27 protein-coding genes are annotated in these 24,273 nt (G+C 63.2%); 3 read left to right on the top strand and 24 right to left on the bottom strand.

Annotated features, from left to right (window positions below; translation table 11 throughout):
• Positions 1-300 precede the first annotated feature (300 nt).
• The 3 genes from ACVILI_RS03210 to tesB all read right to left on the bottom strand — a co-directional run bounded on the left by ACVILI_RS03210 (position 301) and on the right by tesB (position 3,215).
• Positions 301-1,662, bottom strand: coding sequence for an ammonium transporter (locus tag ACVILI_RS03210; RefSeq protein WP_019861991.1), 1,362 nt, complete (start codon positions 1,660-1,662; stop codon positions 301-303).
• A 31-nt stretch (positions 1,663-1,693) separates the two neighbouring features.
• Complete coding sequence (locus tag ACVILI_RS03215; protein WP_013528889.1) at positions 1,694-2,032, bottom strand: P-II family nitrogen regulator; 339 nt, start codon at positions 2,030-2,032, stop codon at positions 1,694-1,696.
• Positions 2,033-2,354: 322 nt separating this feature from the next.
• Positions 2,355-3,215, bottom strand: coding sequence for an acyl-CoA thioesterase II (tesB, locus tag ACVILI_RS03220; protein WP_019861992.1), 861 nt, complete (start codon positions 3,213-3,215; stop codon positions 2,355-2,357).
• Positions 3,216-3,313: 98 nt separating this feature from the next.
• Between tesB and ACVILI_RS03225 the strand changes: the two genes are divergently transcribed.
• On the top strand, positions 3,314-4,573 hold the full coding sequence (locus ACVILI_RS03225) for a ubiquinone biosynthesis hydroxylase (RefSeq protein WP_038650518.1): 1,260 nt from the start codon (positions 3,314-3,316) through the stop codon (positions 4,571-4,573).
• Here ACVILI_RS03225 and ACVILI_RS03230 read toward each other — a convergent pair.
• From ACVILI_RS03230 to ACVILI_RS03245, 4 genes are all read right to left on the bottom strand, one after another.
• A complete protein-coding gene (locus ACVILI_RS03230) occupies positions 4,570-4,950 on the bottom strand; it encodes a GFA family protein (RefSeq protein ID WP_457102735.1) in 381 nt (126 codons plus the stop codon). The two genes, ACVILI_RS03225 and ACVILI_RS03230, sit on opposite strands and share 4 nt — an antisense overlap.
• A gap of 228 nt (positions 4,951-5,178) precedes the next feature.
• On the bottom strand, positions 5,179-5,706 hold the full coding sequence (locus ACVILI_RS03235) for a hypothetical protein (RefSeq protein WP_038653532.1): 528 nt from the start codon (positions 5,704-5,706) through the stop codon (positions 5,179-5,181).
• A 154-nt stretch (positions 5,707-5,860) separates the two neighbouring features.
• Entirely contained in the window at positions 5,861-6,217 is a 357-nt protein-coding gene (locus tag ACVILI_RS03240; RefSeq protein ID WP_038650522.1) for a YciI family protein, read from the bottom strand.
• Positions 6,214-6,441, bottom strand: coding sequence for a hypothetical protein (locus tag ACVILI_RS03245; RefSeq protein WP_038650525.1), 228 nt, complete (start codon positions 6,439-6,441; stop codon positions 6,214-6,216). Before ACVILI_RS03245 ends, ACVILI_RS03240 begins: the two co-directional genes overlap by 4 nt.
• 254 nt (positions 6,442-6,695) lie before the next feature.
• On the opposite strand from ACVILI_RS03245, the gene ACVILI_RS03250 reads away from it, so the two are divergent.
• Positions 6,696-7,121, top strand: coding sequence for an OsmC family protein (locus ACVILI_RS03250; protein WP_010912297.1), 426 nt, complete (start codon positions 6,696-6,698; stop codon positions 7,119-7,121).
• 70 nt (positions 7,122-7,191) lie between these two features.
• Here the strand turns inward: ACVILI_RS03250 and ACVILI_RS03255 are convergent, their stop codons facing one another.
• The 8 genes from ACVILI_RS03255 to ACVILI_RS03290 all read right to left on the bottom strand — a co-directional run bounded on the left by ACVILI_RS03255 (position 7,192) and on the right by ACVILI_RS03290 (position 14,956).
• Positions 7,192-7,821 carry a YceH family protein gene (locus ACVILI_RS03255; RefSeq protein ID WP_038650528.1) on the bottom strand — a complete coding sequence of 210 codons (630 nt, stop codon included), beginning with the start codon at positions 7,819-7,821 and terminating at the stop codon, positions 7,192-7,194.
• A 155-nt stretch (positions 7,822-7,976) separates the two neighbouring features.
• A complete protein-coding gene (locus tag ACVILI_RS03260; protein ID WP_240564551.1) occupies positions 7,977-9,620 on the bottom strand; it encodes a sulfatase-like hydrolase/transferase in 1,644 nt (547 codons plus the stop codon).
• A gap of 488 nt (positions 9,621-10,108) precedes the next feature.
• Entirely contained in the window at positions 10,109-10,888 is a 780-nt protein-coding gene (locus tag ACVILI_RS03265) for a succinate dehydrogenase iron-sulfur subunit (RefSeq protein ID WP_010912301.1), read from the bottom strand.
• The gene (locus ACVILI_RS03270; protein ID WP_038650533.1) at positions 10,888-11,325 is read right to left on the bottom strand and encodes a DUF3052 family protein; all 438 of its coding nucleotides are present in this window, start codon (positions 11,323-11,325) and stop codon (positions 10,888-10,890) included. The genes ACVILI_RS03265 and ACVILI_RS03270 overlap by 1 nt, the downstream gene beginning before the upstream one ends.
• A 2-nt stretch (positions 11,326-11,327) precedes the next feature.
• The gene (gene sdhA / locus ACVILI_RS03275; RefSeq protein WP_171903230.1) at positions 11,328-13,136 is read right to left on the bottom strand and encodes a succinate dehydrogenase flavoprotein subunit; all 1,809 of its coding nucleotides are present in this window, start codon (positions 13,134-13,136) and stop codon (positions 11,328-11,330) included.
• A gap of 28 nt (positions 13,137-13,164) precedes the next feature.
• Positions 13,165-13,563: a succinate dehydrogenase, hydrophobic membrane anchor protein gene (gene sdhD / locus ACVILI_RS03280; protein ID WP_019862008.1), complete on the bottom strand. Its 399-nt coding sequence runs from the start codon at positions 13,561-13,563 to the stop codon at positions 13,165-13,167.
• A gap of 2 nt (positions 13,564-13,565) precedes the next feature.
• A complete protein-coding gene (gene sdhC / locus ACVILI_RS03285) occupies positions 13,566-13,985 on the bottom strand; it encodes a succinate dehydrogenase, cytochrome b556 subunit (RefSeq protein WP_019862010.1) in 420 nt (139 codons plus the stop codon).
• 347 nt (positions 13,986-14,332) lie between these two features.
• Positions 14,333-14,956 (bottom strand): hypothetical protein, encoded by a 624-nt coding sequence (locus ACVILI_RS03290; RefSeq protein ID WP_342216767.1) that lies wholly within the window; start codon positions 14,954-14,956, stop codon positions 14,333-14,335.
• Between the two features lie 168 nt (positions 14,957-15,124).
• Between ACVILI_RS03290 and ACVILI_RS03295 the strand changes: the two genes are divergently transcribed.
• Positions 15,125-15,487 carry a hypothetical protein gene (locus tag ACVILI_RS03295; RefSeq protein WP_038650537.1) on the top strand — a complete coding sequence of 121 codons (363 nt, stop codon included), beginning with the start codon at positions 15,125-15,127 and terminating at the stop codon, positions 15,485-15,487.
• A gap of 61 nt (positions 15,488-15,548) precedes the next feature.
• On the opposite strand, the gene ACVILI_RS03300 is transcribed toward ACVILI_RS03295, so the two are convergent.
• From ACVILI_RS03300 to rplS, 9 genes are all read right to left on the bottom strand, one after another.
• Entirely contained in the window at positions 15,549-16,760 is a 1,212-nt protein-coding gene (locus ACVILI_RS03300) for a GGDEF domain-containing protein (protein ID WP_038650539.1), read from the bottom strand.
• Positions 16,761-16,833: 73 nt separating this feature from the next.
• Positions 16,834-18,030, bottom strand: coding sequence for a GGDEF domain-containing protein (locus ACVILI_RS03305; RefSeq protein WP_038650542.1), 1,197 nt, complete (start codon positions 18,028-18,030; stop codon positions 16,834-16,836).
• A gap of 165 nt (positions 18,031-18,195) precedes the next feature.
• Positions 18,196-19,605, bottom strand: a complete 1,410-nt coding sequence (gene leuC / locus ACVILI_RS03310; protein ID WP_019862016.1) for a 3-isopropylmalate dehydratase large subunit — start codon at positions 19,603-19,605, stop codon at positions 18,196-18,198.
• A gap of 275 nt (positions 19,606-19,880) precedes the next feature.
• Positions 19,881-20,516, bottom strand: a complete 636-nt coding sequence (locus ACVILI_RS03315; protein WP_038650547.1) for a class I SAM-dependent DNA methyltransferase — start codon at positions 20,514-20,516, stop codon at positions 19,881-19,883.
• A 50-nt stretch (positions 20,517-20,566) separates the two neighbouring features.
• On the bottom strand, positions 20,567-21,376 hold the full coding sequence (locus tag ACVILI_RS03320) for an amino acid ABC transporter permease (protein ID WP_038650549.1): 810 nt from the start codon (positions 21,374-21,376) through the stop codon (positions 20,567-20,569).
• Positions 21,377-21,643: 267 nt separating this feature from the next.
• On the bottom strand, positions 21,644-22,441 hold the full coding sequence (locus tag ACVILI_RS03325; RefSeq protein ID WP_038650551.1) for a transporter substrate-binding domain-containing protein: 798 nt from the start codon (positions 22,439-22,441) through the stop codon (positions 21,644-21,646).
• A gap of 157 nt (positions 22,442-22,598) precedes the next feature.
• Positions 22,599-23,135 carry a MarR family winged helix-turn-helix transcriptional regulator gene (locus ACVILI_RS03330; protein ID WP_038650552.1) on the bottom strand — a complete coding sequence of 179 codons (537 nt, stop codon included), beginning with the start codon at positions 23,133-23,135 and terminating at the stop codon, positions 22,599-22,601.
• On the bottom strand, positions 23,132-23,545 hold the full coding sequence (locus ACVILI_RS03335; protein ID WP_457102323.1) for an organic hydroperoxide resistance protein: 414 nt from the start codon (positions 23,543-23,545) through the stop codon (positions 23,132-23,134). The genes ACVILI_RS03330 and ACVILI_RS03335 overlap by 4 nt, the downstream gene beginning before the upstream one ends.
• 157 nt (positions 23,546-23,702) lie before the next feature.
• Positions 23,703-24,248, bottom strand: a complete 546-nt coding sequence (gene rplS, locus ACVILI_RS03340; protein ID WP_038650554.1) for a 50S ribosomal protein L19 — start codon at positions 24,246-24,248, stop codon at positions 23,703-23,705.
• Positions 24,249-24,273: the final 25 nt, after the last annotated feature.

Genomic DNA, 24,273 nt, shown 5'->3' on the forward strand with positions numbered 1-24,273 from the left:
AGAACGGCGCTCGCACCTCCAGTACGGAGCCGGGAGGCTCTATGTTTCTCCTCGTTGGCTGATCACGCGAACGTGATCGCATCGAAAAACGATTCGTCCTTCTTCTTTTCGAAGCGTTCGATTTTCCAAAAAAAGAGGCCCGAATTGCTTCGGGCCTCAATGCGTGAGCCTCTTTCGAGAACGTCACGACGGGATCTCTGGAGTAGCTCCGGGAAAGCCGAATTGCAGGTTTTCCCGGGATTGCGTGAAAATATGGGGCCGGCGGGAGGAGGATCCGCCGGCCCCTTGGCGAAGCTTGCCTTACGGCACCACTTCGCCATGCTGGGAGATGTCGAGGCCTTCGACCTCTTCCTGGGTCGTCGGACGCAGGCCGACCAGCGCCTTGACGATGTAGAGGATCACGAAGGTGGCGATCGCCGTCCACAGGATGGTGAAGACGATGCCGTAGAGCTGCTTGCCGATGGAAGCGTCTTTGCCGAGTGCATTGATCGCCGGATCGGCGAGCACGCCGGTCAGCAACGCACCGACCACGCCGCCGACGCCATGGACGCCGAAGGCATCGAGCGAGTCGTCATAGCCGAACATGTGCTTCACCTTGACCGCCGAGATGTAGCAGACCACGCCGGCGACGATGCCGACGATGAAGGCGCCGGTCGGGTTGACGAAGCCGGAAGCCGGCGTCACCGCGACGAGACCGGCGACGGCGCCCGAGATGATGCCGAGCACCGAGGGCTTCTTGGCGACGATCCATTCGGCGAACATCCAGGCGAGAGCCGCCGCGGCGGTGGCGACCTGGGTGTTGAGCATGGCGGCACCGGCAAGGCCGTCGGCTGCCAGTTCCGAACCGGCGTTGAAGCCGAACCAGCCGACCCACAGCAGCGAAGCGCCGATCACCGAATAGACAAGGTTGTGCGGCGCCATGTTGGTGGTGCCGTAGCCTTCGCGCTTGCCCAGGACCAGCGCGCAGACCAGGCCCGCGACACCGGCGTTGATATGGACGACCGTGCCGCCGGCGAAGTCGAGCACGCCGGCCGCGCCAAGGAAGCCGCCACCCCAGACCCAATGCGCGATCGGCGCATAGACGACCAGCAGCCACAGGGCCATGAAGATCAGCAGCGCCGAGAACTTCATGCGCTCGGCGAAGGCACCGGCGATGAGGGCAGGCGTGATGATGGCGAAGGTCATCTGGAACATCGAGAAGACGAACTCAGGAATGTTCGCGACCCCTGGCAGCCACAGCGTCGAGACGGTGATGCCGTGATGGAAGAATCTCGAGAAGCCGCCGATGTAGCTGTTCATGCTGGCGGATTCATTGGTGGTGAAGGCCAGCGAATAGCCGAACATGAACCACAGCACCGTTACCAGGCAGGTGATGGCGAAGCTCTGCATGATGGTGGCGAGCACGTTCTTCTTGCGCACCATGCCGCCGTAGAACAGCGCCAGGCCCGGAATGGTCATCATCAGCACCAGGGCCGTCGAGGTCAGCATCCAGGCGGTGTTGCCGGTGTCGAGCACCGGGGTGGGCGCGGCAGCCGGTGCGGCGGCGGCAGCGGCCGGAGCGGCTTCCTGCGCAAAGGCGGCGACGCTGCCCAATGCTGCCAGAGCAAGCGAGCCCAGAAGGGCCGCCCGTCCCGTCGTCTTCAAGGTGGAAGAAATATTCATTGAACTCTCCATTGGAATACGTGTTCGCCGCTCAGAGCGCGTCGGTGTCTGTTTCGCCGGTGCGGATGCGCACCGCCTGATCGATGCCGAAAACGAAGATCTTGCCGTCGCCGATCTGGCCGGTCTTGGCCGCGGCGGTGATGGCTTCGACGGCCTTGTCGACCATGTCGGCACTGACAGCGACCTCGATCTTGATCTTCGGCAGGAAACTGACCGCGTATTCCGCTCCGCGATAGATTTCCGTATGTCCCTTCTGACGCCCGTAGCCTTTGACTTCGGTGACGGTCAGGCCCTGGATGCCGACGGCGGTAAGCGCTTCGCGTACCTCGTCCAGCTTGAACGGCTTGATGATTGCCATCACGATTTTCATAAGGTTTCACCCTTTGCTGTTGCGGTCCCCCGCGTTTGCACGACTTCACCGATCCCAAAGAGCCGGAGAGTGCACACAAGGATTCAAGCTCCGTGCCAAGTGCCGAAGCAGCATGTTAACCTGTTGTAAATACAGGGAATGAGGCGATGGGAGGCAGCGGGTGCCAATGCCTGCGGCACGCCACATGCTCAAAAAATATGCAATTTTTCGAATTTGCCTAATTTGCCGGCTTTGGGCATGATCCCGAAAAGTCGAGCCCGGTTTTCCCGGACAAACGGTTTTCGTTTGCCCAGTGATCCTGCTCAAACAAGACTCGCAATGCTCAACGCTTGAGCCGGATCAACCCTTCCTGGGCCATCGAGGCGATCAGCGTGCCGTCGCGCGCATAGAGCGTGCCGCGGCTGAAGCCGCGCGACCCCGAACTCGACGGGCTGTCCTGCGCATAGAGCAGCCAGCCGTCGAGCGAATGCGGCCGATGGAACCACATCGAATGGTCGAGGCTCGCCGCCTGGATATCGGGATCGAACAGGCCGCGCCCATGTGCGAAGGTCGAGGTGTCCAATAGCGTCATGTCGGAGAGATAGGCCAGCAGCACCGATTGCAGCGCGCGGTCATCGGGAACCGGGCCGCCAAGGCGGATCCAGACGTTCTGCCGGGGCGGCAGCTTGTCGCGGCTTTCATAGTGCTGGAGATTGACCGGCCTGAGTTCCAGCGGCCGTTCGCGCGCCCAGAAGCGGCGCACCGCCTCCGGCACACGCTCGGCTCTTTCGAGCAGCTGGCGCTGCGTCAGCAGCCCTTCCGGCGGCGGCACGTCGTCGGGCAGCGCGAACTGGTGCTCCAGCCCCTTCTCGTCGACCTGGAACGAGGCTTCCAGCGAAAAGATCGCCTGTCCGTGCTGGATCGCCAGCACGCGTCGAGTGGTGAAGGAGCCGCCGTCGCGGATGCGGTCGACCTCGTAGACGATCGGCACCCTGATGTCGCCCGGCCGCATGAAATAGCCGTGCAGCGAATGCACGAAGCGGTCCGGCTCCACCGTCCGCTGCGCCGCTACCAGCGCCTGGGCGATGGTCTGGCCGCCGAACACGCGCTGCCACTCCACCTGGGGGCTGCGACCACGATACAGATTGTGTTCCAGCCTCTCGAGGTCGAGAATGCTCAGAAGCTCGTCGATCGCCGCCGTCATGTTTTGTGACCTCGCCGCAAAATTGCTATGGCGGTTTCCGACAGGAAGAACGAGCCGTCAAGGGCGCGAGCCCGGGCCGACGCGCAAGGAGCCAAGGCATGGAACGCAAGGCGGACGCCAAGACCAGATCCGGGCTCGATGTCCTCGTCGCCGGAGCAGGCTATGTCGGCCTGGCCACCGCCGTCTCGCTGAAACAGGCGCGACCGCATCTGGCCGTGGCGCTGGTCGATGCCGCGCCCGCCGGCGCCTGGCAACGCGACGGCCGCGCCTCGGCCATTGCCGCTGCCGCCTGCCGCATGCTCGAACAGCTCGGCGTCTGGGCCGAGATCGCGCCGCAGGCGCAGGCGATCACCGAGATGATCATTACCGATTCGCGCAGCGCCGATCCTGTGCGCCCGGTCTTCCTGACCTTTGGCGGCGAAGTGGCGCCGGGCGAGCCCTTCGCCCATATGGTCGCCAACAAGTCGCTCAACGGCGCCTTGCGCGCCAGGGCCGAAAAGCTCGGCATCGACATCATCGAAGGCGTCGCGGTGCAGGGTTTCGAGACCAATGGCGCCGGTATCACCGTGCATCTGGCCGACGGCGCCGCGCTGACGGCACGGCTGCTGGTCGCCGCCGACGGCGTCAATTCGAAGCTGCGCGACATGGCCGGCATCAAGACGGTGAAGTGGGACTATGGCCAGTCCGGCATCGTCTGCACCGTGGCGCATGAACGCCCGCATAATGGCCGCGCCGAAGAGCACTTCTTGCCCGCCGGCCCCTTCGCCACGCTGCCGCTGAAACCCGACGAAGACGGCACCAACCGCTCGTCGATCGTCTGGGTCGAACGCACGGAGGATGCCAAAACGCTGGTGGAAGGCGACGACCTCGTCTTCGAGCATGAACTGGAACAGCGTTTCAGCCTGAAGCTCGGCGAGATCCGCGTTGCCGACAAGCCGCGCGCCTGGCCGCTCGGCCTCACCATCGCGCGCGCCTTCGTCGCCCCGCGCGTGGCCCTTGCCGGCGACGCCGCCCACGGCATCCATCCGATCGCCGGCCAGGGCCTCAATCTCGGCTTCAAGGATGTGGCCGCACTTGCCGAAGTGATCGTCGAGGCCGACCGGCTCGGCCAGGACATCGGCGCGCTCGACGTGCTCGAACGCTACCAGCAATGGCGCCGTTTCGACACGGTGCAGATGGGCGTCACGACGGATGTGCTTAACCGGCTGTTTTCCAACGACATCACCCCGCTGCGCACCGTGCGCGACATCGGCCTCGGCCTCGTCGAGCGCATGCCCAGGCTGAAGGCGTTTTTCATCCGGCAGGCATCGGGATTGTCCGCAGGCACGCCGCGGCTGCTGAAAGGCGAGGCGATCTAGCCTTTCGTATAGTCAGGCCCAAAACGTGTCGGCAGGCCGTCGGCGAGTTTCAGCCAGGGGAGCTTCTCCTCAAAAGCGACATGCAGCGTTGGTGCAAATTTTTCCGGGTCCTCCATCGCCGCGGCAAAAAAATGCATGACACCGGACATGTTCTTTGAGCGGAAAGACAGTGGCGAGCCACAGTGATCGCAAAATGTTCTTTCCACACCGGGAGAAGAGTTGAAGACCTTCGGAGGCTTGCTCATCCATCGCCATTGGTGGTCCAAGACGCCAATATAGGTGGTCATCGGCGCAGAACATTGCCGCCGACAACTTTCACAATGACAGCTCACGCATGCTTGTGCCGGACCATCGACCTCAAAACGCAATGGCGCCACATAAACAATGACCGCGCATGCGAATTCTCCTTGAGCCAATCGACTGACCGATAATTTATACCGGTCGTAGTGGGGGAGCCGCCATGAAATGCGCTGAGCTCGAGCCCAATTCCGACATTCGAAGCAAGCGATTGTGCATGATCTTGGCGGCCATCAGACTGTCGCTGCGCCTTTGTGAGTCCGCAGCCGAGAGCGCCTCGCCAATACGCCGGCGAATATCGCCACAGCCTAGTTCACTTCAAAACCAAGCTTCTGCCGCAGCCGCAGCATGCGTTGGTCGGCGATCTCGAGGCGCATCTCGCCACCCTGGGCGGCGCGGTTGACCATCTGCAGCAGATCGTTGCGCTCGGCGACGTCGAGACGTTCGCGCAGGAACGGCGCCAGCTTGTCGATGACGATCGTGGTGTCGTCGATCTGCGCCGCCGCCCATTTGGCGTAAATCACCGCCTCGTCGGTTTTCTTCTTGTCGGCGATCTCGGAGATTACAGCGCGGATGACGGCCTCGCGCTGCGGCAGCACGGGGCCGTTCTCGGAAACGATCGCGGTAATCAGCGTCGCGGCGGCCACCACCGGATCGTCGATCGCCGTGAGCGGCGACAGGGCCGCCTGCTTGCGCAGTTTCTTGCGCCTGATGTTGCCTTGCACGCGCCCGACGACATCGGCGACCTCGCGCGCGGCATCGTTCATGGCCTTCATCCGGTACCACCAGAACGCCGCCGCACCCAGCACGCCAAGGACAGCAATCAGGAAAGGCATGTCGAAATCCCCCGGAAATCCGACGATAAGAGAACTGTCGCGCCGCTTCAACACGCGAGAGTTGCTTGCGGCGAAGAAACTTCAATTGCGGCTGGTGAAACTTAGGCGATTAAACAGCCGGTTTGTAGCCTCAGCCGCCAAGGCCAGGCACCACCTAAGACCCCGGTATAGTGTAGATCGCCCGGACCTCGACCGTGCCGAGTTCGGCCAGCGGAATACCGGCGGCGATGTCCAGCGCTTCGTCGAGAGTGTCGGCCTCGACCATGACGAAGCCGAGCAGTTGCTCCTTGGTTTCGGCGAAAGGGCCGTCGGTGACGAGGCGCTTGCCCTCGCGCCGGCGCACCGACTTCGACGTTCTCACCGATTGCAGCGCCTGCGCGATGATCAGCTTGCCCTCCTGGTCCAGGGACCTGTCATAGGCCAGTGAATCCGCGTCGAGCTTGGCCCCGCGCTCCACGGTCAATGCGTAGAGATCCTCTTCCTCACCATAAACCAGGCAGACATATTTCATCGCGAGCTCTCCTGCTGAGACGAACCATAGGATGCGACGACGAGCGTGTCAGCCTTGCCGTCGATGGCCGCCGCATGGTCGAGAAGGCATGTCGCGACCCCGATGATGGCGACCGCCGCCAGCAGCCTGGCGAAGACGGGCGCCGGCGGATCCAGCCAGAAGTCTTCCTGTCGCTCAGGCCCATGGCCCGGGCTCTTCCACAGTGCGAAAAACAGATTGTCCATGTGAACCTCCATCAGGCCACAAATCCCATGGCCGCCCACAGGACGGACGGGCTGGATGGAAGTCGACATTTTTGCGCGACTATTTTTTTCCGGGCTGCCCGGATTTTTCCGAAGGCAAATGCGCCGTCATCGTGCCGTGGTCCAAACAGTGCAGTGGTCTTCGCGCCGACCCGCGCTATAGTTGACCGGACGCCGGGCTTCACCCGGACCAAGTTCACGACAACCCCAAGTTCACGGCAACCAAGGAGGACTTCATGGACCGCACCGCAACCGCCGTCTGGAAAGGCAATCTGAAAGAAGGCAAAGGCACGCTCGACAGCCAGAGCGGGACGCTCAAGGGCACGCCCTATTCGTTCAAGGCGCGCTTCGAGGATGAAAGCGGCAAATCCGGCACCAACCCGGAAGAGCTGATCGCGGCGGCACATGCCGGCTGCTACGCCATGCAGCTTTCGCACTTCCTGGCCGAGAACGGCACGCCCGCCGCCGAACTCGACGCCAAGGCGGTGGTGACGCTGGTTCCAGGCACCGGCATCACCGGCAGCGCGATCACGCTGGTCGGCAAAGTGCCCGGCATCGATGCGGCGAAATTCAAGGAATTGGCCGAGAAGGCCAAGGCCGAATGCCCGGTCTCCAAGGCGCTCGGCGCCATAAAGGTGTCGCTCGACGCCAGGCTCGGCTGAGCGGGGTAACCAGAAGCGACAAACGCCGGCCTGAGAGCCGGCGTTTTCATTCGAGCAACTCCAGGTGGCCTCAGCCGCCCAGCGCGTCAAGCCGGGCGCGAAGGGCCGCGACTTCCTGCTCCAGCGCTTCCACCCTCGCTTCGAGGTCGGAGTGAGGCATGGCCGGCGCGCTACGCTGGGCCGACAGGGCTGCAACGTCCACCGGGCCGGCGAGAAGATGCACGTAGCGATCCTCGCGCTGGCCTGGTCCGCGCGGGATTTCCTGGACCAGCGGCGGCCGCCGGCCGATCAGCATGTCGAGTTCAGCGCGCAGATCCTCGATCGATGAAAATCGCGCCATGCGCTCGGCTCGAGCCAGGAGTTCATGCGCCGTCTGCGGTCCGCGCAGCAGGAGCAGGCCGATCAAGGCGGTCTGTGGCGTGGTCAGCGAGAAGCGCTGCGCCATCTGATGCTCGTAGCGCTCGACGCGCGAACCGAACATCTGCCGCACCAGCCCCTTCTGCTCGAGCAGCTTCAGCGCCCGGTGCACCTCCGTCTGCTCCAGCGCCATGACCGGGTCACGCGCCGTCTTCTGGTTGGCGGCGGCAAGGGCTGCGTTGAGCGTCAGCGGATAGACGTCAGGCGTCAGCTCCTTCTTCTCGATCAGGCAGCCGAGCATGCGCGCTTCGATGGGGGAGAGGATGGGAAGGTCTTCGCTCATGGATTTCTATACCCAAAGCTTCCGATACCATGACCGTCCGCGAAACGTCTCCCATTTTCGATCGACGAATGCGCTACGAAGCGTCACACTTTTCAGCCTTTTCTCGCATCAGGGCGCTATCTGGCATCGGACATTTGCACCGGCGCGGTTCGGCACTAGAGGGCATTAGTCCTAGGCGTCTCGGCCTTCCGCTCAGGTTTCGGCTGCCAGAATGATCTGACGAGGATATCCTCGGCATAGACCGCGTCATCGAGCAGGTCCTGTCCAAGTTCCTGGGCCAGCGTCGGCCGATCCCCGAGCAGCGAGACGCCAAAGGCGGCCTGGCCATTGGGGGGTGGCACGTCCAGCGCGTCGAGGATGGTGGGGAATATGTCGATCGTGCCCGAAAGTCCGGTATATGTCTTGGACGGAATGCCATCCCCCGAGAGGGAGAAAAAGTTGCGTCGTTCATACTTGTCCAGGCGGTCCGTCACCGCGCTAGGTGCACTGAGATGGTCGCTTTGCAGCACCAGAACGGTGTTCGCCATCAGACCGTCGGCTTCGGCTTTGTGAATGAAGTCGGCAACGAGCATGTTGGTGCATTTCACGGCGTGGAGAATATTGGGGGCTTGCGGGGAAAGTCCCGTCTTGCCGATACATTTGTCGGTCAGGTAGCCATCCATCGCGTGCCCACCGCTGACGGCGATCGTCAAGGAGAACGGTTTGCCGCCGCGCTGCGCACGCCGCAAAATGTCGAAGCTCAAATCCAGGACTTCAGCGTCGTCGGCGCCGAAACTGTTGCCGCGCCCGGCGACCGCAGCCACCACTTCGGGGCCCCCGAAAAGCGATGAGTAGCCATGGGTGGAATAGAATGTCCCCTGACCGGTGAAGCTGAGTGGCCAACCGGTAACAAAGTTCTGCTGATAACCCCGTGCCTTCAGAACATCGCCCAGGCAGGTCAGGCCAGGCAGGAATTGCGAATGCTCCTCCAGGTATTGGCGCGATGTGAAGAACGTTATCAGCAGCGGCGTTCCACAATTCGCAGCGACCATCCCTGAGATGGAGTTGTTGGTGTAGGCAAGCTGCACCATGTTGCTCGCCGAAACGCCACGCCTATCGAATTCGAGCAGCGGTCCCATGACGTCACCGAACTCCGCCTCGTTCATGTAGGAGCGCTCGGCGCTTTCGATGAAAATATGAACGAGGTTGCTGGGCGCGACGGCCACGGATGCTGCTGCAACCTCCGGCTCTGCCAAAGCGGCAATATCGACGAACCGCTTGGACAGGAAATCATGCAGGGGATTGGGATGAATCGCTGCCGCGATCGGACGTGTCAGCATCGGGTTCGCCGCCAGGAAGAACGCCATCAAGGCGACATCCAATCCTCTCGTCAGCGTACCGCGCGCCTTCAGTGCGCCGAGACCGAGAAGAACGACCAGAATAACCAGCATCGTGCTTCCGGTATTCCACAAATACTCAAAGACGACACCGGGCGTCAGCATCCCGGCGCCGGCATGCATGAACATCGCACCCCAGTCAAAATAGCCGAAGACGCTTTCCAGATAGACATAGACAAGGAATAGAAGGCAGGGGAAGAGCGAGAAATAGGGCCTGAACCACCGGCTTCTCTGCCGATCCGCCTTCTTGTCCCGGAACCCGTCAAGCCAGAGAAGCGCGATCAAAACCCCCAAACCGAGAGCCGCAAGCAGCCCCTTCTCCTGAAAATAGATCAGCGACACAAGCCAGGTGAGCGAGCCGACTGTTGCGGCGCTGATCAATGGCCCAGATACTGAATACCCATTCACGATGAAGCCGCGCACTGATTTGCACTCGAACCGCGATCTCGAAAGTGAATATCGACGACGGCTTAAAACTATACTAAGGCAATACCAGTAATCGTGCGCATACAGCAATCAATTACTTAAGTTGCTGCTAATATTAGCCGCAAGGACTCCCTTGGCGTCCCAGACTTGTAAGCGACATGTTTGAAACGGGATCGGTCGCGGACGGCCCATCTGGCTGGACACAGCGCAGCCAGCAAGAACTGCCGGTCCATCTGAACTGACGGCGTTCGACACGAGAGCCGGGCAGCCACATCGGCCCTTCTGCTCAAGTCGCTTGCGCGGTTCGACGGTTGCTTATTTCAATCAGGCAACCGAGCACACGGACTTCGATGCGGGAGAGGTCCTGGCGCAACTGCCGCTTTCAGTGGCGAACAGGATTTTAACACCCGGGCTTCGCACAAGATCGAGGCGAGCGCGGAGTGCCGCTATGGCGGCGAGAGAGAAAGCGGCAGGTAATTTCGGCGTCAGACTCGGCGCTCCACCATCATCTTCTTGATCTCGGCGATCGCCTTGGCCGGGTTGAGGCCCTTGGGGCAGGTCTGCGCGCAGTTCATGATGGTGTGGCAGCGATAGAGCCGGAACGGGTCCTCGAGATTGTCGAGCCGCTCGCCCTTGGCCTCGTCGCGGCTGTCGATCAGCCAGCGATAGGCCTGCAAGAGGGTTGCCGGGCCGAGATAGCGATCGCCGTTCCACCAGTAGCTCGGGCACGAGGTCGAGCAACAGGCGCACAATATGCATTCGTAGAGCCCGTCGAGCTTCTCGCGGTCCTCATGGCTCTGCAGCCATTCCTTGGCCGGCTGCGGCGACACCGTCTTCAGCCACGGCTCGATCGAGGCGTGCTGGGCGTAGAAATTGGTGAGGTCGGGCACCAGATCCTTCACCACCTGCATATGCGGCAGCGGATAGACTTTGACGGCGCCGGAAATGTCGTCGCAGCCCTTGGTACAGGCCAGCGTGTTGGAGCCGTCGATGTTCATGGCGCAGGAGCCGCAAATGCCTTCGCGGCAGGAGCGGCGCAAGGTCAGCGTCGGGTCGATCTTGTTCTTGATCCAGAGCAGCGCGTCGAGCACCATCGGCCCGCAATCGTCCATGTCGACGAAATAGGTGTCGATGCGCGGGTTCTCGTCATCGTCCGGCGACCAGCGGTAGATGCGGTATTCCCGCAGATTGGTGGCACCCTCCGGCTTCGGCCAGGTCTTGCCCTGCTGGATCTTCGAATTCTTGGGGAGCGTCAGTTCGACCATTACCTCAGGTCCTTTCGGATGACGAGCTTCAGCCCGGACCAGACTTCATTCACGGCGGCGACCTTGACGTCGACAAGGTCGCGCTTCAGCGCTTCGGTGCGGACGACACCCTCGGTGACGTCGGTCGGCACTTTCGATGCCTTCTTCGGCCACGACACCCAGACCATGCCGTCACGCTTGATCGCCGCCTCGACATCGCCGAGGCGATCCTCGATCTCGGCGCGTTGTTTGGTGAAGGCGTGCACGGCGTCGTATCTTTGATGGCTGCCCGAAATGTCGGACCATTCGGCCAGCCGGTCGACCTCGGCGAAATCGACGGCGCCGGCCAGTTCGTCGAGCTCCGGCGGCAGCGCGATGAAGGCGGCAATCATGCCGTCCTTCAGGCCGAGCTTGGCCGGAAGGGGCTTGCTGGAATATCCCGTGCCAGCCAGCGCCATCGTCAGTACACCCTGGCCTTGGGCGCGATCTTGGCGAGGCTGATGCCGCCGTCCTTTTCGGCCAGCAGCGGCTCGGTGTGCACAGGCCGGTAGCTGAGCGTCACCTTGCCGTCTTCGCTCACCCTGGCCAGCGTGTGCTTGCGCCAGGTGGCGTCGTCGCGCGCCGAAAAGTCTTCACGGGCATGCGCGCCGCGGCTCTCCTTGCGCGCCTCGGCGCTGTAGACGGTGGTGATGGCGTTGGCCATCAGGTTTTCCAGCTCCAGCGTCTCGACCAGGTCGGAATTCCAGATCATCGAGCGGTCGAACACTTTGATGTCCTTGAGCTCGCCCCAGATCTGCGAAATGCGCTTGCAGCCTTTCTCCAGCGATTCCTGCGTGCGGAACACGGCGGCGTCTTCCTGCATCGCCTTCTGCATCTTCTCGCGCAGCACGGCCGTCGGCGTCGAGCCATTGGCGTGGCGCAGCCCGTCGAAGCGGTCCATGATCTTCTCGACCGAGGCTTCGTTGGGTGACGGGATCGCCGACTTGCGGTCGATGACCTGGCCGGCGCGGATCGCCGCGGCGCGGCCGAACACCACCAGGTCGATCAGCGAGTTCGAGCCCAGCCGGTTGGCGCCGTGCACCGAGGCGCAGCCGGCCTCGCCGACCGCCATCAGTCCGGGCGACACCTTGTCGGGGCTGCGCGTCGTCGGGTTCAGCACCTCGCCCCAGTAGTTGGTCGGCACGCCGCCCATATTGTAGTGCACCGTCGGCAGCACCGGGATCGGCTCCTTGGTCAGGTCGACGCCGGCGAAGATCTTGGCCGATTCCGAAATACCGGGCAGCCGCTCATGCAGCACGGCCGGATCGAGGTGGTCGAGATGCAGGAAGATGTGGTCCTTGTTCTTGCCGACGCCACGGCCCTCGCGGATCTCCAGCGTCATGCAGCGTGAGACGACGTCGCGCGAGGCAAGGTCCTTGGCGGACGGCGCGTAGCGCTCCATGAAGCGCTCGCCCTCGGAATTGACGAGATAGCCGCCCTCGCCGCGCGCGCCTTCGGTGATCAGGCAGCCGGCGCCGTAGATGCCGGTCGGGTGGAACTGCACGAATTCCATGTCCTGCAGCGGGAAGCCGGCCCGCGACGCCATGCCGCCGCCGTCGCCGGTGCAGGTGTGGGCCGAGGTGGCCGAGAAATAGGCGCGGCCATAGCCGCCGGTCGCCAGCACCACCATCTTGGCCGAGAAGCGGTGGATGGTGCCGTCATCGAGGTTCCAGGCAACGACGCCGGTGCAGGTGCCGTCCGGCTCCATGATCAGGTCGAGCGCGAAATACTCGATGAAGAACTGCGCGTTGTTCTTCAGCGACTGGCCGTAGAGCGTGTGCAGGATGGCGTGGCCGGTGCGGTCGGCGGCGGCGCAGGTGCGCTGCACCGGCGGGCCTTCGCCGTAATTCATCATGTGGCCGCCGAACGGCCGCTGGTAGATCTTGCCCTCTTCGGTGCGCGAGAATGGTACGCCATAGTGTTCGAGCTCGTAGACCGCGGCCGGCGCTTCGCGCACCAGATATTCCATGGCGTCGACATCGCCGAGCCAGTCCGACCCCTTGACGGTGTCGTACATGTGCCACTGCCAGGAATCGGGGCCCATATTGGACAGCGAAGCGGCAATGCCGCCTTGCGCGGCCACCGTGTGCGAGCGCGTCGGGAACACTTTGGTGATGCAGGCGGTGCGCAGGCCCTGTTCGGCCATGCCAAGCGTGGCGCGCAGGCCCGCGCCCCCGGCGCCGACCACCACCACGTCGAATTTGTGGTCGACAAAATTATAGCCTGCCATTTTGGCTGATTTCGCGTCCTTGGCCAACTCAGCCTCCGAATGCCAGCTTGAGCAGGGCGAAGATCGAGGCGACGCCGACCGCTACGGTGAAAAATGTGTTGAGCGCGATCGTCGCCAGCTTCAGGCCTTCGCTGGTGATGTAATCCTCGATGATCACCTGCATGCCGAGCCGCATATGGATGAGCCCGGAGATCAGCACCAGGGCCAGCATCAGCGCCACGAACGGATTGGCGAGCGCCGCGCGCACTTCCGCATAGCCGGCGCCGTTGAGCGCGATCAGGAACCCGACGAAGAAAAGCGTCAGCGGGATGTTGGCGATTGCGGTCAGGCGCTGGCGCCAGAAATGACCGGTGCCCTCGCGGGCGGAGCCGAGACCGCGGACTTTCGCCAGCGGCGTGCGCATATCGGTATTGTTCTTGCCGCTCATGATCAGGCTCCTCGCGCCATGTAGCCGGCGATCCAGATCAGCAAGGTGAGCAGGACCGAGCCGACAAGCGTCGCCCAGGCGATCTTCGAGGCCGTATGCTTTTCCAGCCCGGCGCCCGTATCCCAGACCAGGTGGCGCACGCCGCCCAGCATGTGGTGCATCAGCGCCCAGGTGTAGCCGAACAGGATCAGCCGGCCGAGCCAGGTGCCGAAGGCCCAGTTGACCCAGTCGAAGGTCGCCTGCGAGCTTGCCGCCGCCATCAGCCAGACCGCGACCAGCAGCGTGCCGAAATAAAGCGCCCCGCCGGTGATGCGATGGATGATCGACATCGTCATGGTGATCGGCGGCCGGTAGATCGTCAGGTGCGGCGAAAGCGGCCGTTCTCGTCTGGCGAATTCGCGGGTGGCTGGTGATTTGCTCATGGCTCCCCCAGGTTCGGCGTCTTCGTGCATGTCGCCCAAAAGTGACCTCGGTTTTGGGAGGACGGCATGCACTAAACAAGAATCCGAAGCGCGTCGCATGAATCCGTTTCGGCGCGACGCGCTTTTAGCCTCAGGTGGAAATACGGCATTGCCGCTTCCGGTTGCGACTTCGGACAGCCGGTTTCTAATGCTCTTTTTGCACCGCGTCAAAGCCAGAAAATCGTTTTGGAAACGTCATTTAGTCTGACAAAAAGGCTGGCTCGGGCTTCAATCGATTAGGGGCGGAGGACCCAAAGCCGGCTCGATATCGCTGCAGTGCAGCATAAGCGACTTCCTGGCCGTGCGGCCTAGCGCCTGCAGGTCTGCGGCGTCGAGCCCCTCTTCATCACCAGCGCCTCACGCCCGTCGATCACGATTGCGTTATGCGTGGCGGCTTCCTGGTAGCGGCTGGACTGGTTGGCGGGCGACGCCGCAAACTCTTCGGTCGTGCCATTCGGCTCGATCACACGCAACAACGAGCCGAGATTCTGAATGGTGATCGTGCTGCCATTGCCGCATCCATAGGTTGCCGTACCCACTGTGGATCGCGGCGCGGTGAGATCGGTGGTGATCTTGGTTGCCGGTGCCGGAGGCGCGGATGCCGGGCGAGCCGCGGCTGCGATGGACTGCTGTGCCGGCGCGGGCGAGACGACATTGGCCGCTTTCGGCGCGCCATCCTGCGGCACACAGGCCGCAACGACGGCAAGCAACGGGAAAACGGACACCCAAACCGTCCGGCGTAGCGCCATATGCTGTCCTCCCGCGCGGCAGACTAGCCACGATGTTGCACCAAGATCAAGGTTGCCCCGAGGCTGCCTTTGGGTCCATTCGATGCCGGCCGCGATGGTGCCGCCAAGCATGGCCGAATGATGGCTATCGGGTTTTCCCTCCAGTCGGAAATTAACCATGTTTGACGAGACATCGCCGCGCAACGCGCCGGCCTCTTAACAAAGGTTAAGAAAAGGTTAATTTCTGATTCGAGGAGCCATGCATGTCGCCCAAAAGTGCGTCAGCGGTTTTGGGGCAACGACATGCATCCAGACAAGAAATCAAAAAGCGCGTCTCGACGCGCTTTGGCCTCTAACCATCAGGAAGACGCCATGCGTTCGAACTCAAGCAGATCACGCCTCTCGGCGCTTATGGTAGCGGTTTCGCTCGCCAGCCTGGCGACGCCCACGCTGGCCAATGGGCGCCACCAGGATCGCGTCTACGCCGATTCCTTCGGCAATCTCGTCATCGACAGCGCCGCCGGCTACAAGCGCATCATCGTCGGCGAAGGCAAGCTGGCCAAGAAGCTGGCCGACTACACCAGCGCCGGCCAGCCCAAGGTGATCTACCAGAATGAATCCGACGAGATTTCAGGCTATAGCGATTGCTACCGGCCGCCGGTCTTCGTCAAAGGCCGCAGCTACATGTACGGGCTTTCCGAAGGCGAGATGCCGGAACTCAGCCCCTGCCGCTAGAGCGTTTCACCGTTTCACGGAAACGGCGAAGAGGTGGATCAGGATGACGATTCGACCAACGTCATGCTGATCTGGAATTGATGACGATTGCGCTGGACGACCACTCGCCTCCCGGCCCGGCCGAGACACGGACGCAGTCGCGCCCCGCATTCTTCGCCAGGTAGAGCGCCTCGTCGGCGCGCCGCATGAGATCGGCGGTGGTTTCACCGGGATGAAGTTCGGCAACCCCGAAACTCGCCGTGCAGCTGATGTCCGCGGGCAGCCCGTCGATGCGCAGCGCGCCGAACGCGCTGCGCGTGCCCTCGGCGAACAGCCGGGCGGCGGCCAGATTGGTTCCCGGCAGGATGATGGCGAATTCCTCCCCGCCGATGCGGCCCGCGACATGGTACCCGGCGGCGGCTTCGCGCAGGGAACCGGCAAAGGTCTCGATCACCCGGTCGCCGGAGGCATGGCCGAAATTGTCGTTGATGCTCTTGAAATGATCGAGATCGGCGATGACCAGCGCGACCGGCACGCCTTGCCGCATAGCGCCAAGCACGGCCTGCTCGGCCTGGCGCGTGAAGGCACCGCGATTGAGCAGTCGCGAAAGCGTATCGGTCTCCGATCTCGACGTCACTTCGGCCAGCACATCGCGGACCAGGATGGCCAGCGTCAGCAGCGCCATGGCCAGGGCAAAGACGGTGCCGAGCGATTGCGACACCAGCGCGTAGCTGCTTTGCAGATAGGCCTGCGGATTGGCGCCCCAGCCGCCAAGCGCATGCGCGATGAACGGCTTTGAGGCGAACTGCACAGCGCTGGCGGCGAGCACCGCCATCAGGATGCGATCGAGCCGGCCGCGCCTTTGCCTGGACGACCAGACGATGGCCAATCCGACGAATTGCATGACGGCATAGGGGAGCTGGTAGGCCATCATGCGGACCAGCGACTGGCGCGGCAGGTCTTGTACGAAATAGACGACGATGGTGGCGGCGACCAGGAAGAACAGCATCGGCGACCATGGCGGCGCGACGCCGTATTTGCGGGCCAGTCCGACGTTGAAGGCTATTGTTGCGCCCAGGAAAACCGCGAAGGCGGTGACCACCGGCAGCCGGGCATCGGTGAAGGCGGGAATGCTGAATTCGATCGCCGAGTAGACCATGCCCAGCACATAGCCAGAAGCAAACCAGCGCGCCGGAGCGCGGCCGACATCATGAAACGCGACCGCCATGAAGGATGCTGCCAGCAGGCCGGCAACCGACAGATTGATCAACAGGATGAAGTTCGCGCCGCTCATCTCTTTCGCACCCCGTGTGTCACCTAACACCGACGGGCGAAAAAGACGTTAACGTGTGCTGGGACGTACGGCTTCAGCCGGCCTTGGACGGCTCCGGCACGAACAGCGTTTCGGGCCGTTCGTACGACAGGCGCACGCTGTCGCGGCCGTTTTTCTTGGCCTTGTAGAGCGCCTCGTCGGCACGCCGCATCAACGGCTCCAGCGCTTCCTCGCCGCTGCGGGCCGCCACGCCGAAACTGGCGGTGACCTTGGTGCCGGCGGGAAGCCCGTCGACGCCGCCTGCCGAGTAGAGCGTGCGCACAGCCTCGGCGAACAGCCGCGCGGCGGCGAGATCGCTGAGCGGCAGAAGCACGGCGAATTCCTCGCCGCCGATGCGCCCGGCAGCGCCGCGCGCGCCGGTGGCCGACCGGAGCTTGGCGGCGAAATCGGCGATCACCCGATCGCCGGCGGCATGCCCGTGCACATCGTTGAGCGCCTTGAAATGATCGAGGTCGGCCAGCACCAGCGCCACCGGGAACCTGGCCATTGCGCAGTGTCGCAGAAGCTGGGCCGCGCGCTCCTCGAAGCCGCGCCGGTTGAGCAGGCCCGAAAGCGGATCGGTATGCGTCTCGGCCTTCAGCGCCTTCATCACGTCGAGGGCCGCAGCGGTGAACAGGCAAAGCGCGATCAGCAGCGACAGCAGCGCATGCGACAGCAGCGCCGTCGTCCAGTAGGACGAGTTGTAGAATCCGTCATAGCTGGTGAACGGCCCGTGCGCGATGACGACGACGAGGGTTCGCACGAAGAAGTTGAGGCCCGACAGCAGCGACAGCACGAACAGGATCTTCTCGGTCGGGCCATTGTTGCGCACCGGCCTGAGTTCGGCGGCGACCAGAAGGCTGAGGCCGCCGAAGGCGAAATTCATCGCCAGGATACGCCAGGTGAGATCAGGCGCGACGAAGAGGAACCAGCAGAACGAGGCCAGCCCACCACCGGCCAGCACGCCGATCGCCACATAGGGCACCTTGCGGCCATAACGGGCGACGATGGCGCTCGACAGGCAGCAGCCGGCGATGGCGAAGCAGATGTTGGACACCAGCTTGGTCAGCACCATGCCGATGGGCAAGGTGAAATACTGGAACAGAAAGCCGGGCGCCGAAACACAATAGCTGAGCGCCAGCACGGCCAGATAGGGCCGGTGACGCTGATAGGCCCATAGCACGAGGAAGGCCGCGCCGAGGGCCAGCGCGATCGTCGGATTGAGCAGCGCTATCAACAGGCCGGTGTCCAAAGGACGGTGACTTCCCCTCGCGTGACGTGAGGGAAGACCATAGGGCGCAAGCCCAAACAAGCGGTTAAGCCCGGACGAATATGCGGACCGCGCGAATGAAAAAAGACCCCGGAACCGCATTGCGGTTCCGGGGTCCGGCAATCATCGGAATGTGTGGACCGGAGGTTATTTCCAGTCGCGGATGTCGACGAAGTGGCCGGCGATCGCCGCCGCCGCCGCCATGGCCGGCGACACCAGATGGGTGCGGCCCTTGAAGCCTTGCCTTCCCTCGAAATTGCGGTTCGAGGTCGAGGCGCAGCGTTCATGCGGCTTCAGCCGGTCGTCGTTCATGGCAAGGCACATCGAGCAACCCGGCTCGCGCCAGTCGAAACCGGCGGCGCGGAAGATCTTGTCCAGACCCTCGGCTTCCGCCTGTTCCTTGACCAGGCCGGAGCCCGGCACGATCATGGCGTTGACGCGCGGATTCACGGTCTTGCCCTCGATCACCTTGGCGGCGGCGCGCAGATCCTCGATGCGGCCATTGGTGCAGGAACCGATGAAGACGCGGTCGAGCGCGATGTCGGTGATCTTGGTGCCCGGCGTGAGGCCCATATAGTCGAGCGCCCGCTGCTTGGAGGTGCGCTTGTTCTCGTCGGCGATATCGTCCGGGTTCGGCACGATGCCTTGCACGGAAACGACATCCTCGGGCGAGGAGCCCCAGGAGACGATCGGCGGCAGCTTGGCCGCGTCGAGCACGATCACCTTGTCGAAATGCGCGCCTTCGTCGGACTGCAGCGTCTTCCAGTAGGCGAGCGCGGCGTCCCAGGCCGCGCCCTTCGGCGCACGCGGCTTGTCCTTGACATAGGCGAAGGTCGTCTCGTCGGCAGCGATCAGGCCGGCGCGCGCGCCGCCCTCGATCGACATGTTGCAGATCGTCATGCGGCCTTCCATCGACAGCGAGCGGATCGCCTCGCCGGCATATTCGATGACATAGCCGGTGCCGCCGGCGGTGCCGATCTCGCCGATGATGGCGAGGATGATGTCCTTGGCGGTAACGCCTTCCGGCAGCTGGCCGTCGACGCGCACCAGCATGTTCTTGGCCTTGCGCTGGATCAGCGTCTGCGTCGCCAGCACATGCTCGACTTCCGACGTGCCGATGCCGTGCGCCAGCGCGCCGAACGCGCCATGCGTCGAGGTATGGCTGTCGCCGCAGACGATGGTCATGCCGGGCAGCGTAAAGCCCTGCTCGGGGCCGATGATGTGGACGATGCCCTGGCGGATATCGTTCTCGGAATAATATTCGACGCCAAAGTCCTTGGCGTTCTTGGCCAGCGCCTCGACCTGGATGCGGCTTTCCTCGTTCTTGATGCCGAACTTGCGCTCGGGCGAGGTCGAGACATTGTGATCGACCACGGCCAGCGTCTTTTCCGGATGCCGGACTTTTCTGCCGCTCAGGCGCAGGCCTTCGAAGGCCTGCGGGCTGGTCACTTCATGGACGAGGTGCCGGTCGATATAGAGCAGGCAAGTGCCGTCGTCCTGGCGGTCGACGACGTGGTCGTCGAAAATCTTGTCGTAGAGGGTGCGCGGTGCGCTCATGTGCGTAAATCCGTCGATATGAGAAGGGGAAGAGTGTAACGCCGCAAGCCTTGGCCCGGCGAAAGCAGTCTAGCTAAGTCGGCTGGTCAGGGCGCCGCAGACGCGCGCGGAGAAGCGCGACGGCAGGCGTTTTCTGTCCTGCAGCACGAACCCCTTGTAGGCCGGATCGCCAAAAAGCTCTTCCATGGCGTGGCTCATACCAATGTTTTGGCTCTTCGGCAATTGCGGCGTGGCGGTGCGACTTTCCCTACCCCCTCTGGGGGAGGTGGCACCACTCACATCACCTCGAAGACAAACGTCTTCACCAGCGCATCGGGCTCGGCGATGGCATAGCAACGGAACCATGGGCTTTGCTCGACCAGCCGCCATTTCTTCGCCTGCGTGAGTTCATCGAACACCGCCTGAAAACCGCCGCTCTCGACCACCTGGTCGCGCACGGTGAAGATGGCGTGGCCGCCCTTCTTGGTGATGCGCACCAATTCGTGCAGGCCCGATGCCGGCGCGTGGCTGATGGTGAACACGCCGGTGGAGAAGAAGGCGCGGAAATGCCCGTCCGGCCAGGGCAGCGGTCCGCCCAGCATCGCCTGTCTCAGCTCGCCATAGGCGTTGCGGCTGCCGGCGATCTTGAGCATGTCGTCCGAGAGATCCAGCCCGGCAATGTCGCCATAGCCCAGCGCCTTCAGCGACGGCCCCGACAGGCCGGTGCCGCAGCCGGCGTCGAGCAGCGGCCCTTCGCCAGCCGGAACATGGCGTGCCACCCAGGCGGTGATGAGGAACGGCAGGAGATAGCCGAGCGAGGCGGTCTCGCTGTCATAGGTCGCGGCCCAGGCGGCATAGGCCTGCGCCAGCGTTTCAGGCGTGTCGGCGCCATAGACGGAATCCAGCGCCGCATTGGCCTTGTCGGCAATCATGAGACCTCCCTCGATGTCGACAGGATCGTAACCCTGTCTCGGCCCAAAGACTATTCCTCGTGCTGGCGGCGCAGGCGCCGCTCCAGCGCCCTGAGCGCCAGCGACAGGCCAACGGTGAGGATGAGATAGATATAGGCCACGATCGAATAGGTCTCGAAGAAGCGGAACGAGCCGGCGGCATAGATCTTGCCCATCTGGGTGATGTCGGCGACGCCGAGCACCGATACCAGCGAGGAATCCTTGACCAAAGCGACGAAATCATTGCCGAGCGGCGGCAAGATGGTGCGGATCGCCTGCGGAAAGACGATCAGCCGGAAGCGTTGCGCACGGCTCAGCCCAAGCGCCTTGGCCGCCTCGATCTGGCCCTTCTCGACTGCCTGGATGCCGGCGCGGAAGACCTCCGAGATGAAGGCGGAGTAGCCGATGGTCAGCGCCATGATGGCGCGCCACAACAGCGACACGTCGCGCACCAGGAGCTCACCGAGATAGCCGGCACTTTGCAGCGGCGCGGTCAACGCGTTCCAGGCCGCGACGAAGGCCGGCGCGCCGGCAAAGGCGATCCAGAACAACAGCACCAGGATCGGCACGCCGCGGATGATCTCGACATAGAAGCGGGCGATCTGCCGAAGCCAAGGCGAGCCCGACAAGCCCATCAGCGCAACCCCGAGACCGATGATCGACGCCATGGCGAAGGCGATTACGGTGACGAAGACGGTGATGCCGATGCCCTTGGCGACCGTGGCGAAGACCTGGGCATAGAGATCGCTGGCCGCGATGAACAGGGCCGCCGCAAGTGCAAGCACGGCGGCAGCGGCAAGCCACCAGGGGAATTCGGACTTGGCGGAGGAGGACGGCACCATTCAGGCGAGCGTGGCAGCGCAAGGATTGTCGGAGGATCGCGGCAAGCCACCCCCCTCTGCCCTGCCGGGCATCTCCCCCTCAAAGGGGGAGATTGGATATTCTCTCGACTTTCGCCAATCCCCGACGTCGTAAAACTGCTGCCGGCGCTGAAGCTGCTGATCTCCCCCCTTGAGGGGGAGATGTCCGGCAGGACAGAGAGGGGTGCCCTGGCGCAGGGTCAGCGCGATTTGCGGCGCACCATCGTCAGCAAGCACGCGCGCCAACGACTACTGCCCCATCTTGTAGTCGAGAAACCACTTCTTGTTCAGCGCATCGAGCGTGCCGTCCGCCTTCAACGCCGCGATCGCGGCGTTGACCGGCTTCACCAGGTCCGATCCCTTCGGGAAGATGAAGCCAAAGTCCTCGGTGCCGAGCGGGCCGCCGATCAGCTTGAGCTTGCCTTCGGAAGCATCGACATAGCCCTTGCCGGCGGTGCCGTCGGTCAGCACGACATCGACGTCGCCCGATTTCAGCGCCTGCACCGTGGCGCCAAAAGTCTCGAACAGTTTGATGCGCGGGTTCTGCTCATTGCCGTCGAGCACACTGTAGACGGCGGTGTAGAAGGGCGTGGTGCCGGGTTGCGCACCGATCAGCCCGTCCTTGAAAGCGCCGAAGGTCTTGGCGTCGGTGAAGCGGCTTTCATCGCCGCGCACCAGCATGAACTGCTCCGAGCGCATATACGGATCGGAGAAGTCGACCTTCTCCTTGCGGTCATCCTTGATGGTGATGCCGGTCATGCCGATGTTGTACTGCTTGTCGGAAACCGCCTGGATCATCGCGTCCCAGGAGGTGTTCTGGTACTCGACCTTGAAATTGAGCCGCTTGGCGATTTCGTTCATCGCGTCATATTCCCAGCCGATCTGCTTGCCCGTCTTGGGATCGATGAACTGCAGCGGCGGATAGGCGTTTTCGGTCACCACCACCACTTGTCTGCCGCCGAGATCGGGCAACGCCTGCGCGAAGGCGGCAACGGGCGCCAGCACGAGGGCCAGCAGGCCGGCCAGCAGCAGTTTCGATTTGGTCATGACACACTCCCGGAAAATTGAAGGCGCCCGGATGGGCTTACAGGAAATCCGGGCCGACTTTAACTTTCCGCTTGCGTCATGCAAGACGGACCGCTGCTTCAGCGCGCGCGAAAAGGGATTCGGATGCCCTCAATTCAGGGATTTCGGGATAATCTGGCTATCTCGAACCGGAAACCAGCGCCTCCGCATCCGCCGAGGCGTCTTCCGCTACGGCGTTGCGCAAGTCGGCAACGAGATGGGTGAGCGTCGCATGCAGCGCTTTCGCTTCACCAGGCTGGAGCGGCACGCTGCAGGCAAGCGCCGCGGACACATCCTGCGCTCGCGCACTCAGAGCCTGGCCCTTGGCCGTCGGCTCGACCAGCACGCGGCGCTCATCGGCGGCATCGCGCCGGCGGGTGACGAGCCCGCCCGCCTCCATCCGCTTGAGCAGCGGCGTCAGCGTCGCGGAATCGAGGCCCAGCGCCTCGCCAAGCGCGCCCACAGTGCTCGGCGCGTGCTCCCATAGCGCCAGCATGACCAGATATTGCGGATAAGTCAGGCCGAGCGGATCGAGCAACGGCCGATAGAGCTTGGTCATCAGCCCGCTCGCCGAATAGAGCGCGAAGCAGAGTTGCTGATCGAGTCGCGGAACCCCCACTGTCCCGGCGGCCGCCGCCGGGACGTCTCTGGGGCTATTTATGGTCTTTCCCGTCATGCCGCCTTTACCGAAAGCGCCACCTCGACATTGCCCCGGATGGCGTTCGAATAAAGGCAGATATTGTGCGCTTCCGATACAAGCGCTTCCGCGGCCGCCTGATCAAGGCCTTTCGTCTGCGCCGCGAGCGCGACACCGAGCTTGAAGCCCTCGCCATTGGGAAGCAGGCTGACGGTGGAGGTTACCCCGGCATCCGTGAGCGGCAGCTTCTGTTTGCGCGCGATGAAGCGGATGGCGCTTTCGAAGCAGGCGGCGTAGCCGACGGCGAAAAGCTGCTCGGGATTGGTCGCGCCACCCGGCCCGCCGAGTTCCTTGGGCATCGCCAGATCGACCTTGAGCAGGCCGTCGCTGGTCTCGCCATGGCCGGCGCGGCCGCCGGTGACGTGAGCCTGTGTGGTGTAGAGTGCCATTTCAAATCTCCAATTATCTTGTGCACGATTATTTAATACACAAGATAATATTCCGTCAACAGCCTGATCCTGTTTCGAGGGCCGGAAGCGCTCACAGTCTGGTGAAACGAAAAAAGGCGGCCGAAGCCGCCTTTTTTGAATGGGATTTCCGAAAGCCTTATTCGGCCGGGGTCGCCTCGGCGGCCTTGGCTGCCTCAGCCTCGGCGGCGGCCTTCCTCTCGGCGGCTTCCTTGGCGGCCGTCTCGGCGGCCAGCGCCTGGGCGGCGGCGACCTTCTCGGCCTCGATGCGGGCCTTCTCAGCGTTCAGCGCGTCGCGCTCCTCATCGTTGAGCTTGCGGGCGCGCACGCCGGTGTTTTCCGAGATACGGGCCGACTTGCCGCGACGGTCGCGCAGGTAATAGAGCTTGGCGCGACGCACCTTGCCGCGGCGAACGATCTCGACGCCCTCGACCATCGGCGAGAACACCGGGAAAACGCGCTCGACGCCTTCGCCATAGGAGATCTTGCGGACGGTGAAATTTTCCTGGAAGCCGGAACCGGCGCGGGCGATGACGACGCCTTCATAGGCCTGGACGCGGGTGCGGGTGCCTTCGGTCACGCGGACCTGGACGCGCACGGTGTCGCCGGGCTGGAATTCGGGGAGCTTGCGCTTGGCTTCGATCTTGGCGGCCTGCTCGGCCTCAAGCTGACGGATGAGATCCATCTCAATAATCCACTTCTTGTTCTTC

It is taken from the genome of Mesorhizobium sp. USDA 4775 (assembly GCF_054062655.1).